The organism is Acinetobacter sp. RUH 2624 (assembly GCF_000162375.2).
GTDB classification, from domain to species: domain Bacteria; phylum Pseudomonadota; class Gammaproteobacteria; order Pseudomonadales; family Moraxellaceae; genus Acinetobacter; species Acinetobacter nosocomialis.
This window is the reverse complement of record NZ_KI391939.1, coordinates 1,258,427-1,271,990: the sequence shown is the minus strand read 5'-3', so window position 1 is coordinate 1,271,990 and position 13,564 is coordinate 1,258,427. Positions and strand designations below refer to the sequence as shown.

The following is a 13,564-nucleotide window of genomic DNA, read 5'->3' as shown; positions in this document are numbered from 1 at the left end:
TGCGGAAATTCTATAATTTTAGTGAGATAGCTTTACCAAATAGTAAAAAAGTGCTTGAAGTTATTGCTAAACTTAAAATATACCTATAAATGTTTTATTCTGAACGCTAGAGATAGCCGAACTATTAAGCATTTTTTTATAATGTTTTACCTATAAATAAGATTAATAAGTTTATTAAGTTTTGTTTAACTTAAGATTGTGAATTTTAATTAAAAATAAACATTATTAGCTTTTTAGGCTTGAAAAACATGTTTTTTTTGTTGGAAAAACAAGCGTAAATATATACTTATATTATATTTAAATAATGTATTGCATTACTATAGAATGGTTGGCGCAGGTTATTACTACCCAGTAATAATTTGTATTTCAGGAATTTAAGCTTTAATTGGCTTAAGGCTCATCGAAAGATGGGCCTTTTTTTATGTGCTTTGTATTACAATTTCTTTATAAAATTAAAAATAGCCTAAGTCTTATTAAATAAAGATATGAAAAATGAGTCTTTAATGACAATTTGGATCTGATTTGTTAGATTAAAGCCACTTGATAATAATAGGTGATGTAATGAGATTTTTAGTTCTTGCAACTTTATCCGGTTTGGCTTTAATGGGTTGTGCTTCTGTTCAACAAGCACCTAATACACAAGAAACCATTCGTTATGCTTCTAGTCCATGTTTCGGCGCATGTCCAATTTATTCAGTAGAAGTGGCGCCTACAGGCTTAATTCGTTTTGAAGGTAAACAATATACAAAAACACTTGGTGTTAAAGAAATCCAAGGTAGCGTAAAAGATTATCAAAAACTTGCTGATGAATTAAAAACTTATCGTCCTCAAACAGGAACTCAATCTAAAACTGCGGGTTGCCAGCAAACTGCAACTGACATGTCTAGCTATTACATTACTTGGATTCAACCAAATGGTACAGAAACAAAATTAAGCCATTACACAGGTTGTATCTCTCCAGCAAATAATAGATTAAATAAAGTTATGGAAAAATTACCTGAACAATTAGGCATTAAAGATCTAATTTAATGATAAAAGCCCCAAAATCTTGGGGCTTTTTCTTGTTAAGAAGAATTATAAACTTAAAAGTTTTATATTAAGTATTTCTAAAAGAATCAGCGTATAATACAGATTACAAAAACATATATTGTTAAGAGTAGCTATATGTCAAATATTGTCTATGCTTTTTTGGGTGGTTTATTACTCGGCATCGCAACAGTTGGATATTTATATATAAATGGTCGTATAGCCGGAATTAGTGGTTTGATGGCACAACTTATTAGACCAACTAAAGATACTTTTAAAAGTTCTGCATTCTGGTTTATTGCAGGACTCGTAATTACGCCTTTCATATACAGTTATTTTTATCAGCCCGACATTGAAATTAAAGCCAATTCATTTGCACTTATTCTGGCAGGGTTACTTGTTGGTTTTGGAACACGGCTAGGCTCTGGATGTACAAGTGGTCATGGTATTTGTGGTATGAGTCGGCTCTCAAAACGCTCAATAATAGCGACAGCAGTTTTTATGTTTGCTGGCATGTTAACCGTTTATATCATTCGCCATGTGTTGGGGTAATCTTATGAAAAATGTCTTTGCTTTTATATTTGGTGGTTTGTTTTCATTGGGGTTAATGATTTCTGGTATGTCTAACCCTGCAAAGGTTTTAGGGTTTCTAGATATTTTTGGGCAATGGGATATTAGCTTAATGTTTGTGATGCTAGGTGCGATTGCTGTGGCATTTATTCCGTTTCAAAGGGCTATTAAAAAACCAAAAACACTCTTTAATGAACAAATTCAATTACCAACGAATACACAGATTGACCAAAGGTTAATTGTAGGCGCTTTTATTTTCGGTATAGGCTGGGGAATAGCAGGTATATGTCCAGCGCCCGCTTTAACTCTTGTTGGATTAGGACATTTTGAAGCACTTTATTTTATTGTCGCGATGTTAGTAGGAATGTTTATTTTCCGAATTTTAAATAAAGGAAATTAAAGATATGCAACAACCTCTAGTAAAAGATTTTTTTGATGAAAATACCAATACTTTTAGCTATGTTGTTGCGGATTTAGCGACTCGTCAATGCGCCATTATTGATAGTGTGCTTGACTATGATCCCGCGTCGGCCACTACAAAAACGACTAATGCTGATTTAATTATTGATTATGTCTTGGCGCAAAACTTCAAGGTACAATGGATTTTAGAAACCCATGTACATGCCGACCATATGACTGCGGCTCAATATTTAAAATCTAAATTGGGTGGTACAGTTGCGATTAGTCAAAAAATCTCAGTTGTACAAGAAACATTTTCGGCTATTTATAATTTTGATTTTAAGAAATTTAATGAAAATCAGCCCTTTGACTATTTGTTTGAAGATTATGAACATTTCAAAATAGGGGAGATAGAAGCCTATAACATTCCTACACCAGGGCATACACCCGCTTGCTTAAGCTATGTGATCAGTGATGCCGTTTTTGTAGGTGATACTTTATTTATGCCTGATTATGGTTCGGCCAGATGCGACTTTCCTAAAGGAAGTGCTGCTGCACTTTATGATTCGGTACAAAAACTTTACACACTTCCCGACGATATGCGTATGTTTTTATGTCATGACTATAAGCCCGAAGGTCGTGATGAATATGTCTGTCAAACTGATATAAAAACTCAAAAACAAAGCAATATCCATTTAAATCGACGAGTTTCCAAAGACTCATTCATAAAAATGCGTCAGGAAAGAGATGCGACTTTGGCAATGCCAAAATTAATTCTGCCTTCAATTCAAATTAATATGAACGGTGGAAATTTTCCGGAACCTGAAGCAAATGGTATCCGCTATTTAAAAATCCCATTTAATTACTTTTAGAAATAGCCTAAGTATTCATTCAATCATTTTAGGTACTCAAATAGCCTAAGCAAAATAAAATTAATTTTATGAAAATAGCCTAAGTAAGATTTAAAGGACTTGTCTTAAATCCCGCGCAGTCTCTTGCAATAGCGGCAGAATATGTTGAATTAAATATTCTTCAGTTGTTCTCATGGTTGGAGAGACAATATTTAAAGCAGCCACCACTTTAAAGTCTTGTCCATAAATCGGTACGGCGAGCGCATGAACACCTAATTCGTGTTCTTCACGTGAATAACACCAATCTTGTTCTCGGATTTCTTTTAGTAACTCTAAAAATTTATCATTTTCGACATGCGTATATTTAGTTAAACGCTGAAGTGGATATTTTTGGAGCCAGTCCAATTGTTCTTCTTGGCTTAAATGTGCCAGTAAAATTTTACCCGCCGAGGTTGCATGAGCAGGTAAGCGGTTACCCAAGTGCAAACCATATGGATTTACACGGTCAGTTTGTTGGTGAGCAGCACTACGGGCAATAGTAATGGCTTCATAACCATCAAGTACCATCACTGAATAAATGAGAGAGGTTTGGTTGGTTAGAAGATTTAATAAAGGTTGAGATACTTTTGGAAGCTGAGCTGCACCTAAATAAGCTCCTGAAAATTTGAGTACTTTAGGGGTTAAATAGTAATAGTGGCCATCTGACTCAAGATACCCTAAATATTCTAAAGTTAATAAATGGCGTCTTGCTGCCGCTCGGGTAAGCCCGGTTTTTTCAGCTGCCATAGAAATATTTAAACGATGTTGATTACTACTAAAGCTATCTAAAATCGCCATGCCTTTACCAATGCCAGCAATGTAATCTTCATGACGAATCGTTTTTTTGTTGTCCTGATTCTGGATTATCCGTTCATCTTTACTCATTACTGGTCCTTGTACGATAGAAGCTTAATAGATCAATTTGCTTTACTGAAAAAGTTTAATGATTTCATGTCGCAAAAATTGATGCCTTAAATTATCCCTCAAATCTTCATGCCAAAACATACCCATTTTAATATTGGTCATCTCAAAAGGCAGAGAATGGAGTTGAATATCAGGGCTATAAGATAAATGCTGCAAAATCATTCGAGGCATAGTGAGTATTGCGTCGGCTTGAGCTCCTAGAACTTGTAACGCCGTTGAATAATTTTGACAGCGCATAAATACATTTCTAGAGATTTTTTGGTGTTGGTTTAAATAAATATCTTCAAGTAAAGCACCTGTACGGCGTGATGAAACACCAATGTGTCTACCACTAATGTAGCTAGATAAATCGACTTCTTTAAGTTGACTACAAATGATGAATTCATCTGTGACCAGAAGATCAAAGGTAATTTTTGGAGACAAGTATTGTTCTAGGTCAATTACGAAATCGAGCTGTTGTGTAGCCAAGTCCGCCATAATATGTTTTCGATCGAGCTTCATACTGACAAACTGCAAATCTAAATTAAGATTTTGAAAATGTTGAGCCAATCTTGGGAGAATAATTGGCTCAATTTCGTCATGCACGGCGATTTTTAAGCTTTTTAAACTTGTTGGGTCGAACACATGTTTCTGCTGGCTAATATTTTGAATGGTTAAAAGTGCTTGCTTAACAGTTGGATAAATCTGTTCTGCAAAAGGCGTTGCAGACATTTTATTACCTACACGTATAAATACATCATCTTCAAGTTGCTGGCGTAAACGCTGCAAAGCATGACTTGCTGCCGATTGTGTAATATTGAGACTACTTGCCGCATTTGAAATACTTTTTTGCTCATAAATCGCGATAAAAAGCGGATATAAATTGATATCAATTCGGTGAAAAAAACTTAAGTCTAGGCCATGTAGGTTATGAATATTATTCATGAGACATTATTTAATAAAATCATTTCATTCATATTAAGTTTCAAGTTATGTTGATGTAAAGACCAGATAATGATGTAAAGGAAAAAGAATGTTTGAACTCTCAAAAAAAGCTCAAGATTTTGCTGAGCGAACTAAAAAATTTATTCAAGAAGAAATAGAACCTGTCGAGGCAAAATTTTGGGAAGAAGTTCATGAGTTAAATCCAGATGGAAACTGGACAAAATGGCAATGGCCAGACCTTTTAGAAACTCTAAAATCTAAAGCCAAACAGGCAGGCCTTTGGAATATGTTTTTACCCGATGAAAAGCTAGGTGCTGGGTTAACTGTTCAAGAATATGCACATATTGCTGAATTGACTGGCCGCAGTTTATTGGCACCAACCGTTTTTAACTGTAATGCACCAGATACGGGAAATATGGAGGTGTTATGGCGCTATGGCAGTGAACAGCAAAAACAACAATGGTTACAGCCTTTATTGGACGGAAAAATTCGCTCTGTTTTTTGTATGACTGAACCAGATGTTGCATCAAGTGATGCAACCAATATGCAAGCGACTGCACTCATCGAAGGAAATGAAATTGTTTTAAATGGCAAAAAGTGGTGGTCGTCTGGTTTAGGTGATCCAAATGCCAAAGTCATTATTTTTATGGCGCATACCCCAGATGAAACCAAAGATCGCCATCATCAACACTCTATGGTTTTAGTACCGATTGATACAGCGGGTGTTGAAATTCAGCGTATGTTACCTGTGTTTGGTGATTACGATGCACCACATGGACATGGTGAAGTTCATTTTAAAAATGTTCGAGTACCTCTTGAAAACTTTATTGGTGGTGCAGGCCAAGGTTTTGAAATTGCACAAGGTCGCTTAGGGCCAGGGCGTATTCACCATTGCATGCGCTGTATCGGAGCTGCTGAAAAAGCACTAGAACTTATGATTGATAGAGGCATGTCTAGAACGGCGTTTGGCAAAGAAATTTTAAAACTTGGTGGGAACCTCGAACGTGTAGCTGATGCGCGAGTAGCCATAGATCAAGCTAGACTTTTAACCTTGTATGCTGCTTATAAAATGGATACTTTAGGAAATATGGCTGCTTTAACAGAAATATCTGCAATTAAAGTCGTGGCTCCAAGCGTATTAGAAAAAGTAGTCGACATGGCAATTCAGCTACATGGCGGTGCAGGCGTTTCACGAGATACACCTTTAACAGGTTTCTTTGCTCAAGCACGTAGTTTACGTTTAGCTGATGGTCCAGATGAAGTACATAAAGGCATGATTGCCAAATTAGAGTTGGCCAAACGTGGTTATGGTCGTCATAAGAAAGTATAAGTTTAAAGGAAGAGAATATGTCGGTAATTGATGTAGGCGGTGAAGTACGTGAAGGTGAAGAACTTGATATTGGGGCAGTTGAAAACTGGTTAAAGAACCAAGGTGTTGAGTTAGTTGGTCCAGCAGTCGTTACTCAATATACGGGCGGCGCGTCGAATTGGACTTATCGTTTAAAGTATGAAAATACGGATTTAATTTTACGACGTCCACCAAAAGGAACAAAAGCCAAGTCAGCCCACGATATGGCCCGTGAATATATGGTGCAGAAAAACCTTGCTCCTTATTATCCAGTACTTCCTAAAATGGTGGCACTTTGTCAGGATGAATCGGTCATTGGCTGTGATTTTTATGTCATGGAACGCATTGAAGGAATTATTCCTCGTGCAAAATTGCCGCCTGAGCTTGGCTTTAATGAAGAAGATGTTCATGAGCTTTGTGTAAATGTTATTGATAAGCTGATTGAGCTGCATCAAGTTCCTTATGAGAACACACCTTTAGCTGAACTTGGCAAAGGTACAGGATATTGCCGTAGACAAGTTGAAGGTTGGGATAAACGTTATGAAAAAGTCCGCACAATTAACGTTCCTTCATTTAAATATGTCCGAAAATGGCTAAACGATAATATTCCTCAAGACTCTACGACTTGTATTATTCACAATGATTGGCGTTTTGATAACGTAATTTTAAATCCAGAGCACCCAACAGAAGTGATTGGCGTGCTGGATTGGGAAATGGCGACCTTGGGTGATCCATTAATGGATTTAGGTAGTGCTTTAGCTTATTGGGTTGAGCCTACGGATAATATGATCTTCAGGTCAACACGCCGTCAGCCTACTCACCTAAAGGGAATGTTCTCTCGCAAAGAAGTCGTTGACTATTATTTGCAAAAAACTGGTCTGGAACCTCAAAACTGGACTTTTTATGAAGTCTTCGGTGTATTCCGTTTAGCAGTGATCGCTCAGCAAATCTATTACCGTTATTACCATAAACAGACCCGAAACCCTGCATTTAAAGATTTCTGGATAGTGATCCATGCACTACATATGAGAGCTTTAAAACTTATCGCGCAGCAAAAATTGCAAGAATCGGAATTTGCTCAGCAATCTCTACAAAAAATACAGGGTATTTTAAGAAGATGACCACAATTTATCTGGTAAGACATGGACAGGCATCATTTGGTAAAAGTAACTATGATGAGTTGTCTGAAAATGGTGAAGCTCAAGCGACTTTATTAGGTCAATATTTTAAGAAAATATTGAAAGAACAACCTTATATAGTTGCAGGAACTATGCAGCGCCATGAACAAACTGCACAGCTCGCACTAAAAGAATGTTTTCCAGATGCGGTAATTCATCATAATAATTTATGGAATGAGTTTAACCATCAACAGGTTTTTGCCCGTTATGAGCCACGTTTTGAACAGCCTGAACTGTTAAAAGCCGATATCGCAAAAGAGCATAACCCTCGCGCGTATCTTGCAAAAATATTTGAAGGTGCGATTGAACGATGGACCGACGGTGATTTTCATCATGAATATGATGAGTCTTGGCCGCATTTTAAAAGCAGAGTTGAAACAGCGCTACAGCAACTTTGTGATGAGTTGGCAAAAACCAAACCTCGTTATGCAGTCGTTTTTACCTCTGGTGGGGTGGTTTCCGTAGCAATTGGCAAGCTGCTTGAACTGAGCGCCAATCGAACTTTTGCTTTGAATTGGGCAATTACCAATACAAGCCTCACCACTTTACGTTTAGTTGGCAACGAAGCTCAGGTTTTAAGTTTAAATGAACATCATTTTATAAAAGCTGAGCGTCCAGATTTACTGACATGGATTTAAAAATAAGGATAAAGCATGGCAAAGACAATTTTAATTACAGGTGCAAGTTCTGGTTTAGGTGCAGGTATGGCGCATGAATTTGCAGCCAAAGGTTATAACTTGGCGATTTGTGCACGCCGTTTAGACCGACTAGAGTCCTTAAAAACCGAACTTGAAAATGAGTACGGTATTAAGGTAATTGCGAAAAGTCTGGACGTTACCAATTACGATCAGGTTTTTGAAGTATTTCGTGCCTTTAAACAAGAATTTGGCTATTTAGACCGAATTATTGTAAATGCCGGAGTCGGAAATGGCCGCCGTATTGGTAAAGGTAATTTTGAAATTAACAGAGCCACTGCTGAAACAAACTTCATTTCTGCTTTAGCGCAGTGTGAGGCAGCGATTGAAATTTTTAGAGCGCAAAATGCAGGTCATTTGGTGGTGATATCATCCATGAGTGCGATGCGCGGATTACCAAAACATTTATCGACCTATGCGGCAAGTAAAGCTGCAGTTGCTCACTTGGCCGAGGGTATTCGCGCTGAGTTACTGGATACTCCAATTAAAGTCTCAACCATTTTTCCGGGTTACATTCGTACTGAATTGAACGAAGGTGCAAAACATTTACCTTTTGAAGTCGATGCCAAAACAGGGTGTAAAGCTTTAGTCAAAGCGATTGAAAAACAGCCTGTAAAAGCATATGTACCACAATGGCCATGGCTACCAATGAGTATTGTCATGAAAGTTTTACCGTTAAAGTTGGTTAATAAATTAGGATAAAAAATACCCCCAAAATTTAAGGGGGTAATTTTTATTTAGAATTTTTTAGTGTAATTGACAAATAAACGGTCTTCACCAAAGTCATTACCATGTTTAACGTTGTAGTCAATACGAATATATTGCAGGGCAAAGCCTTTTAAGAAAGGCTGCTGAAAGGCATAGTTCAGAATGATGTTTGATTCGGTTTCATGGTTTTTCTCACCATTGGCTGCTTTAAAGTCATGACCGTAAACATATTTCACCATTACGTTTAAGCCCGGTACATAATCTTTAAAGTCATAGCCATACATGACATGGTAAGATTTTTCATCTTCTTTGAAAAAGCCCGTAGCATTCCAGTTAATGAAATACGTCTCTGGTAAGAAACCATCCGGTAGCGGGTAAGCCGACTCTCCAATAATTTGTTGGTACCCCAAACCAAAGGTATGGTTTTTTACTTTGACGGTTTCAAGTAAACCAATGTTCTGGGCATCAATATTAAAAGTATTACCGTCATCTTTCGCATTGAAGTATTTAAACTTAGAAGTGAGGGCAAAGTTAGGCTGTTTCCATGTATGTTCAAGCCCTACATAGTGTTTGTTATAGAGGTCTTCCAAATTACCAAAATAATATTCACCTTTTAAAGACGGCGTGAATTGATAGCGCAAGTCAATATAATTTAAGCCATCAGATTCTTTAGTAATTCCATTGGATGTGAAAGAAAACTTTTTAAAGTCTTCTTCATTTCGTGGCGAGACTTTTTCAACTCGACCAATTTCTGCATAGAGTTGATCTGAAAGCTGTGACTTAAGGTTAGTGCCCCAATAGGAAGTGAGTAACTGACGGCTAGCATCGACTGCTGTTACAGGTAAATCTAGCCAGAGTTCGCCGACACTCAAAAGTGTTTTGTCATAACCTAGTTTTAAGGTCGCGCCGTATTTTAGATAGTCAGATGCTTGAGATTGCGTTTCTTTATTAAAAGGTAGAACCGTATCTGCGACATGTTTGTCAGAACTTAAACGCACGGCGTATTGAACGGAAGCATCGGCCCCAATCGTAATCGGTTTATCTGCTATGACTAGCGGAGTGTCATGCATTTTCGATTTATAAAATAAAGATGCTGCCTGAGACCAGCTACCGGTATCTTTAAGGGCGTCATTATCAAAATCGCGGTTGATATAGGCATTTTTTAAAGTGAATTTCCATTCATCTTCAGGTTGCTGATTTGGATTTGCAGCCCATGAGCTGCTACACATAAGTATTAAAGTGGCAAGAGCTAAAGTATGTGGTTGAAAGCGGTGAAATAATTCCATAATCCATTTCCAAGATATATGCCAGTCCTCGGCATTACGTATTGTGAAATATTGGTGTGGTGTTCCCTAAATTGTTTAAAGGGAACTCCTGTTTTTATAAATGGCTGTTGCTTCAATTAATGTAATTTTTCAAGCTTCATGCTTTCACTAAAGGATTTACAGCCTTTAAAAAGTAGAGCCAAAGCCAGTACACAGGACAAACCACCCACAATAGATAAAGAAGAACCCACCATTAATGGATTGCCAAAAACCTTATCTGTAATAATTGCCACTAATGTTGTACCAACACCTAGTCCAATTAAGTTACTCACCAAAAGGAATAGGGCAGAAAGGCGTGCTCTAAATTGGTTGGGTGCTAACATTTGCAATGCTGTTGCCGAGATCACAAGGGGGAAGGAGGCAAAGAACATTGCAGGAATGAGCAAAGTTACTGAAAGCCAGAGTTGATCTGTTTGGGTGAAAAATGCAATTGGAATAATCAGGCCAACAATACCAATCACCCCCGTGAACATCGGTGCATCTTGGCGTCCTTTTTTAATAAACCAGTCGTTTAGCCATCCTGCACAAAACACGCCTAAAGTATTTGCAACTAGCAATATACTGCCGAGCATATAGCCTGTTTCAGTCGGTGCGAGTTGAAACTTACGAATATAAAATGCTGGTGTCCAACTAGTCAGACTGTAGAGTGCCATTGCATAAAAGGTAAAACCTAAATAGTGACAAGCAAAAGTTTTTGCATGTTTTTTAATAAACTGAAGGCACTGTGTGAATTTAACTTGGTCAACTTGTCCACTTTGGTTGAGTTGCTGGCCTTTACGTGCAGGGTCTTTAACTGTCAAAATAAATAACAAACCAATAATAATGCCGGGTAACCCCACCACTAAAAAGGCAATTTGCCATGCTTTAAGTGCACCTAATAAAGGAACTTCAATGAGTGTCACGCCTTTAAGTAGGTTAATCACATAACCGCCAACTAAAAAGGCGATACCTCCACCTAAGAAAGCACCAATTGAATAGATCCCGACCGCGCGGCCTAGTTTGTCTTTACTAAACATGTCACTAAACATTGAATAGGCCGCTGGAGATAAAGCTGCTTCACCAACGCCTACAGCCATACGGCTTAAGAACAGTTGAATAAAGTTTTTACTTAAACCGCAAGTTGCTGTTGCCAAGCTCCAGACAATAATTCCGATTGAAATCAGTTTTGGTCGGGAAAAACGGTCGGCAATATAGGCTAATGGTAAGCCCATCACAGCGTAGAATAGTGAAAAGGCAAGGCCATGTAACAAGCTAAATTGAGTATCTGAAAGTTGAAGGTCTGCTTTGATGGGTTCAATCATCAACGCCAGAATTTGACGGTCAATAAATGAAAATATATAGGCCAACATACAAAGTATGACCACATACCATGCATATGCATTGGTTTTCTTTTGTGTCCTTTCAACGGCGATATTACTTTGGTTCATACACTTAATCCTTATGTATAAAACGCTTTAAAGAAATTGATCTCTAGCTTTTATTCATCCTCAAAATTTTTGATACGTCCCCATTTGAAATGAATAATAAAACGGCTAGAAATGATTGAATTTGGTTTGGTAAAGGACCTTGAAGAAGAGATCCTAGTACAAACGGAAATAGTAAGATTGGGTAAATTGTTGAATAATTATTTTCTTTTTATATGTAAAATTCCATTACTTATTGAGTATGTTTAGATACCTAAAAAGTATGTTAAGTGAGCTATTGGAAGAATTTAATTAAATAAAAATATGATTTTACTTGTTTTTATTTTTAGTATTGGACTTTTTATAGTAAGCAGCTAAAGAATGACTAGCTTTAACTGCTCTAGACCCAAGTTAATTTAGTGTCAATGGAAATAATTAACTGGATGGCATGAGATCAAATAATTTTTTTAACTGAGAATTTAAATTGTGTAGCTCGTCTTCTGAAAAAGCGTTAAGGATCCCAGCTAAGGTAACCACACTAATTTGATTAATCTGTTCAACCAGCTCAACTCCTTTGGTTGTTAATTTCACCATCGAGATGCGTTCATCAGTGGTAGAGGAGTAGACTTCCACAATTCCATCTTCTACCAATCGATATACAGCCTTTGTCGCTGTCGTGAGTTTTAAAGTAGAAAGATTGGCAATGTCAGTGATACTGGCTTCCCCAAGCGCATTGGTACTTAAAATAATTTTACGGCGAGTATTATCAATGCCGAGTTTCTTTATAGATTTTTCAATAAGTTGTGAATATTTACCATTAACTTGGGAAACCCAGAAAAAGGGGAAGTTTTGAATACTCGACGGTTCTTTATTGGGAAGAAATTGTTCTAAATGATCAAGCATAGCTAAGCAATAACTTAGTAAAAAAAGGGTAATCCTATTATAAACAAAATTTTGCATATTTCCCTGAACACACATTAGAAAAATTACTTGACAATTCCATTAAATTTTCTGATATTTTAATTAATGGATAAAAATACATGGAAAAGTGAATGAATATTATTAGCCAAAGTGTGCAAAAAGGAAGCGGCAAACTTAAGGTAATGGTGAAAGACACTATAGATATCCAAGGTCTAAAAACCATTGCTGGTAGTAAAGCTTTATTAGAAGTTGAACCTGCGCACGATGATGCAGAGGTGGTTAAAAACATCTTAAAAGCTGATTGCGAAATTATTGGTAAGACAAATTTGCACGAATTGGCTTTTGGAATTACAGGCATTAACCACACTTTTGGTACACCTATCAATCCTAAATATCCTGAACTTATTCCGGGCGGATCTTCGAGTGGTTCAGCCGCAGCAGTTGCAGCAAAACAAGCTGACTTTACCTTAGGGACAGACACAGGTGGCTCTATTCGTATGCCCGCTGCATGCTGCGGAGTTTTTGGTTTAAAACCGACTTTCGGTCGGGTAAGTCGCAAAGGCGTATACCCGCCGTCAAGTTCTTTAGATTGCGTTGGTCCTTTTGCAAATTCAGTCGAGATGATTGAAAAAGCCATGCAAATTATTGATCCAACTTTTAAGCCAGCTGAATATACGCATACACCAAAACTTGCGCTGCTCGATGTCAAAGCAGATGAGATTGTTTGGAACTGTATATATCAAGCACTTCAAAAAGCAAATTTAGAGACCGTTTTAGAAAAAGTTGAACATTTTGAAGCAGCTTATGATGCAGGCATGCAGATTATTAACTATGAAAACTGGCAAGCTTTTGGTGAGTTAACCCAAACGGGCTTAATTGGTTCTGATGTAAATAATCGGTTATTAAAAGCGGCACACACCACTTTAGAGCAAGTAAAGCAAGCAGAAGTTGTGAAAGCACAGCTCACCCAAGAACTCGATGCACTATTAGACAAATATGATGCATTGATCCTACCGACACTACCGCAAATTCCACCAAAAGTTTCTGAAGCTGAAAACACGGTCGCTTTTTTGAACCTAACCGGTTTAGTTCGACCATTTAATTTATCAGGACATCCAGCTATTTCAGTGCCACTTGAAACCAGTGAAGGTTTGCCTGTGGGCTTACAGATCGTATCAAAGCATCAAAAAGATGAGCAATTATGCGCAATAACCAAATTTTGTGTTGATGCAATGCAATAAATTACAAGGAGT

General features: G+C 37.3%; 14 protein-coding genes. 9 read left to right on the top strand and 5 right to left on the bottom strand.

Going from position 1 to position 13,564, the window contains the following annotated elements; translation table 11 throughout:
* Positions 1–561 precede the first annotated feature (561 nt).
* From HMPREF0014_RS12635 to HMPREF0014_RS12620, 4 genes are all read left to right on the top strand, one after another.
* Positions 562–1,029, top strand: coding sequence for a DUF6438 domain-containing protein (locus tag HMPREF0014_RS12635; RefSeq protein ID WP_002048825.1), 468 nt, complete (start codon positions 562–564; stop codon positions 1,027–1,029).
* Positions 1,030–1,164: 135 nt separating this feature from the next.
* Entirely contained in the window at positions 1,165–1,578 is a 414-nt protein-coding gene (locus HMPREF0014_RS12630; protein WP_002048868.1) for a YeeE/YedE family protein, read from the top strand.
* A gap of 4 nt (positions 1,579–1,582) precedes the next feature.
* Positions 1,583–1,996, top strand: a complete 414-nt coding sequence (locus HMPREF0014_RS12625; protein ID WP_009499597.1) for a DUF6691 family protein — start codon at positions 1,583–1,585, stop codon at positions 1,994–1,996.
* 4 nt (positions 1,997–2,000) lie between these two features.
* Positions 2,001–2,867: an MBL fold metallo-hydrolase gene (locus HMPREF0014_RS12620; protein WP_004708553.1), complete on the top strand. Its 867-nt coding sequence runs from the start codon at positions 2,001–2,003 to the stop codon at positions 2,865–2,867.
* Between the two features lie 90 nt (positions 2,868–2,957).
* Here the strand turns inward: HMPREF0014_RS12620 and pcaU are convergent, their stop codons facing one another.
* On the bottom strand, positions 2,958–3,770 hold the full coding sequence (gene pcaU, locus HMPREF0014_RS12615; RefSeq protein ID WP_000030961.1) for an IclR family transcriptional regulator PcaU: 813 nt from the start codon (positions 3,768–3,770) through the stop codon (positions 2,958–2,960).
* 42 nt (positions 3,771–3,812) lie between these two features.
* Entirely contained in the window at positions 3,813–4,733 is a 921-nt protein-coding gene (locus tag HMPREF0014_RS12610) for a LysR family transcriptional regulator (protein WP_004887007.1), read from the bottom strand.
* An 88-nt stretch (positions 4,734–4,821) separates the two neighbouring features.
* Between HMPREF0014_RS12610 and HMPREF0014_RS12605 the strand changes: the two genes are divergently transcribed.
* From HMPREF0014_RS12605 to HMPREF0014_RS12590, 4 genes are read left to right on the top strand one after another with little or no spacing between them, the layout of a single operon-like run.
* The gene (locus HMPREF0014_RS12605; RefSeq protein ID WP_004887009.1) at positions 4,822–6,063 is read left to right on the top strand and encodes an acyl-CoA dehydrogenase family protein; all 1,242 of its coding nucleotides are present in this window, start codon (positions 4,822–4,824) and stop codon (positions 6,061–6,063) included.
* 17 nt (positions 6,064–6,080) lie between these two features.
* Positions 6,081–7,202 carry a phosphotransferase family protein gene (locus tag HMPREF0014_RS12600; RefSeq protein WP_004887010.1) on the top strand — a complete coding sequence of 374 codons (1,122 nt, stop codon included), beginning with the start codon at positions 6,081–6,083 and terminating at the stop codon, positions 7,200–7,202.
* Positions 7,199–7,897, top strand: coding sequence for a histidine phosphatase family protein (locus HMPREF0014_RS12595; RefSeq protein ID WP_004887013.1), 699 nt, complete (start codon positions 7,199–7,201; stop codon positions 7,895–7,897). The genes HMPREF0014_RS12600 and HMPREF0014_RS12595 overlap by 4 nt, the downstream gene beginning before the upstream one ends.
* 15 nt (positions 7,898–7,912) lie before the next feature.
* On the top strand, positions 7,913–8,656 hold the full coding sequence (locus tag HMPREF0014_RS12590; RefSeq protein WP_004887016.1) for an SDR family oxidoreductase: 744 nt from the start codon (positions 7,913–7,915) through the stop codon (positions 8,654–8,656).
* A 35-nt stretch (positions 8,657–8,691) separates the two neighbouring features.
* Here the strand turns inward: HMPREF0014_RS12590 and HMPREF0014_RS12585 are convergent, their stop codons facing one another.
* From HMPREF0014_RS12585 to HMPREF0014_RS12575, 3 genes are all read right to left on the bottom strand, one after another.
* Complete coding sequence (locus HMPREF0014_RS12585; RefSeq protein ID WP_004887018.1) at positions 8,692–9,948, bottom strand: OprD family outer membrane porin; 1,257 nt, start codon at positions 9,946–9,948, stop codon at positions 8,692–8,694.
* A gap of 116 nt (positions 9,949–10,064) precedes the next feature.
* Positions 10,065–11,414: an MFS transporter gene (locus tag HMPREF0014_RS12580; protein ID WP_004887020.1), complete on the bottom strand. Its 1,350-nt coding sequence runs from the start codon at positions 11,412–11,414 to the stop codon at positions 10,065–10,067.
* 411 nt (positions 11,415–11,825) lie between these two features.
* Positions 11,826–12,293: a MarR family winged helix-turn-helix transcriptional regulator gene (locus tag HMPREF0014_RS12575; protein WP_023188331.1), complete on the bottom strand. Its 468-nt coding sequence runs from the start codon at positions 12,291–12,293 to the stop codon at positions 11,826–11,828.
* Between the two features lie 149 nt (positions 12,294–12,442).
* Here HMPREF0014_RS12575 and HMPREF0014_RS12570 point away from each other — a divergent pair, with 149 nt between their 5' ends.
* Positions 12,443–13,552, top strand: a complete 1,110-nt coding sequence (locus HMPREF0014_RS12570; protein ID WP_006580877.1) for an amidase — start codon at positions 12,443–12,445, stop codon at positions 13,550–13,552.
* Positions 13,553–13,564 lie beyond the last annotated feature (12 nt).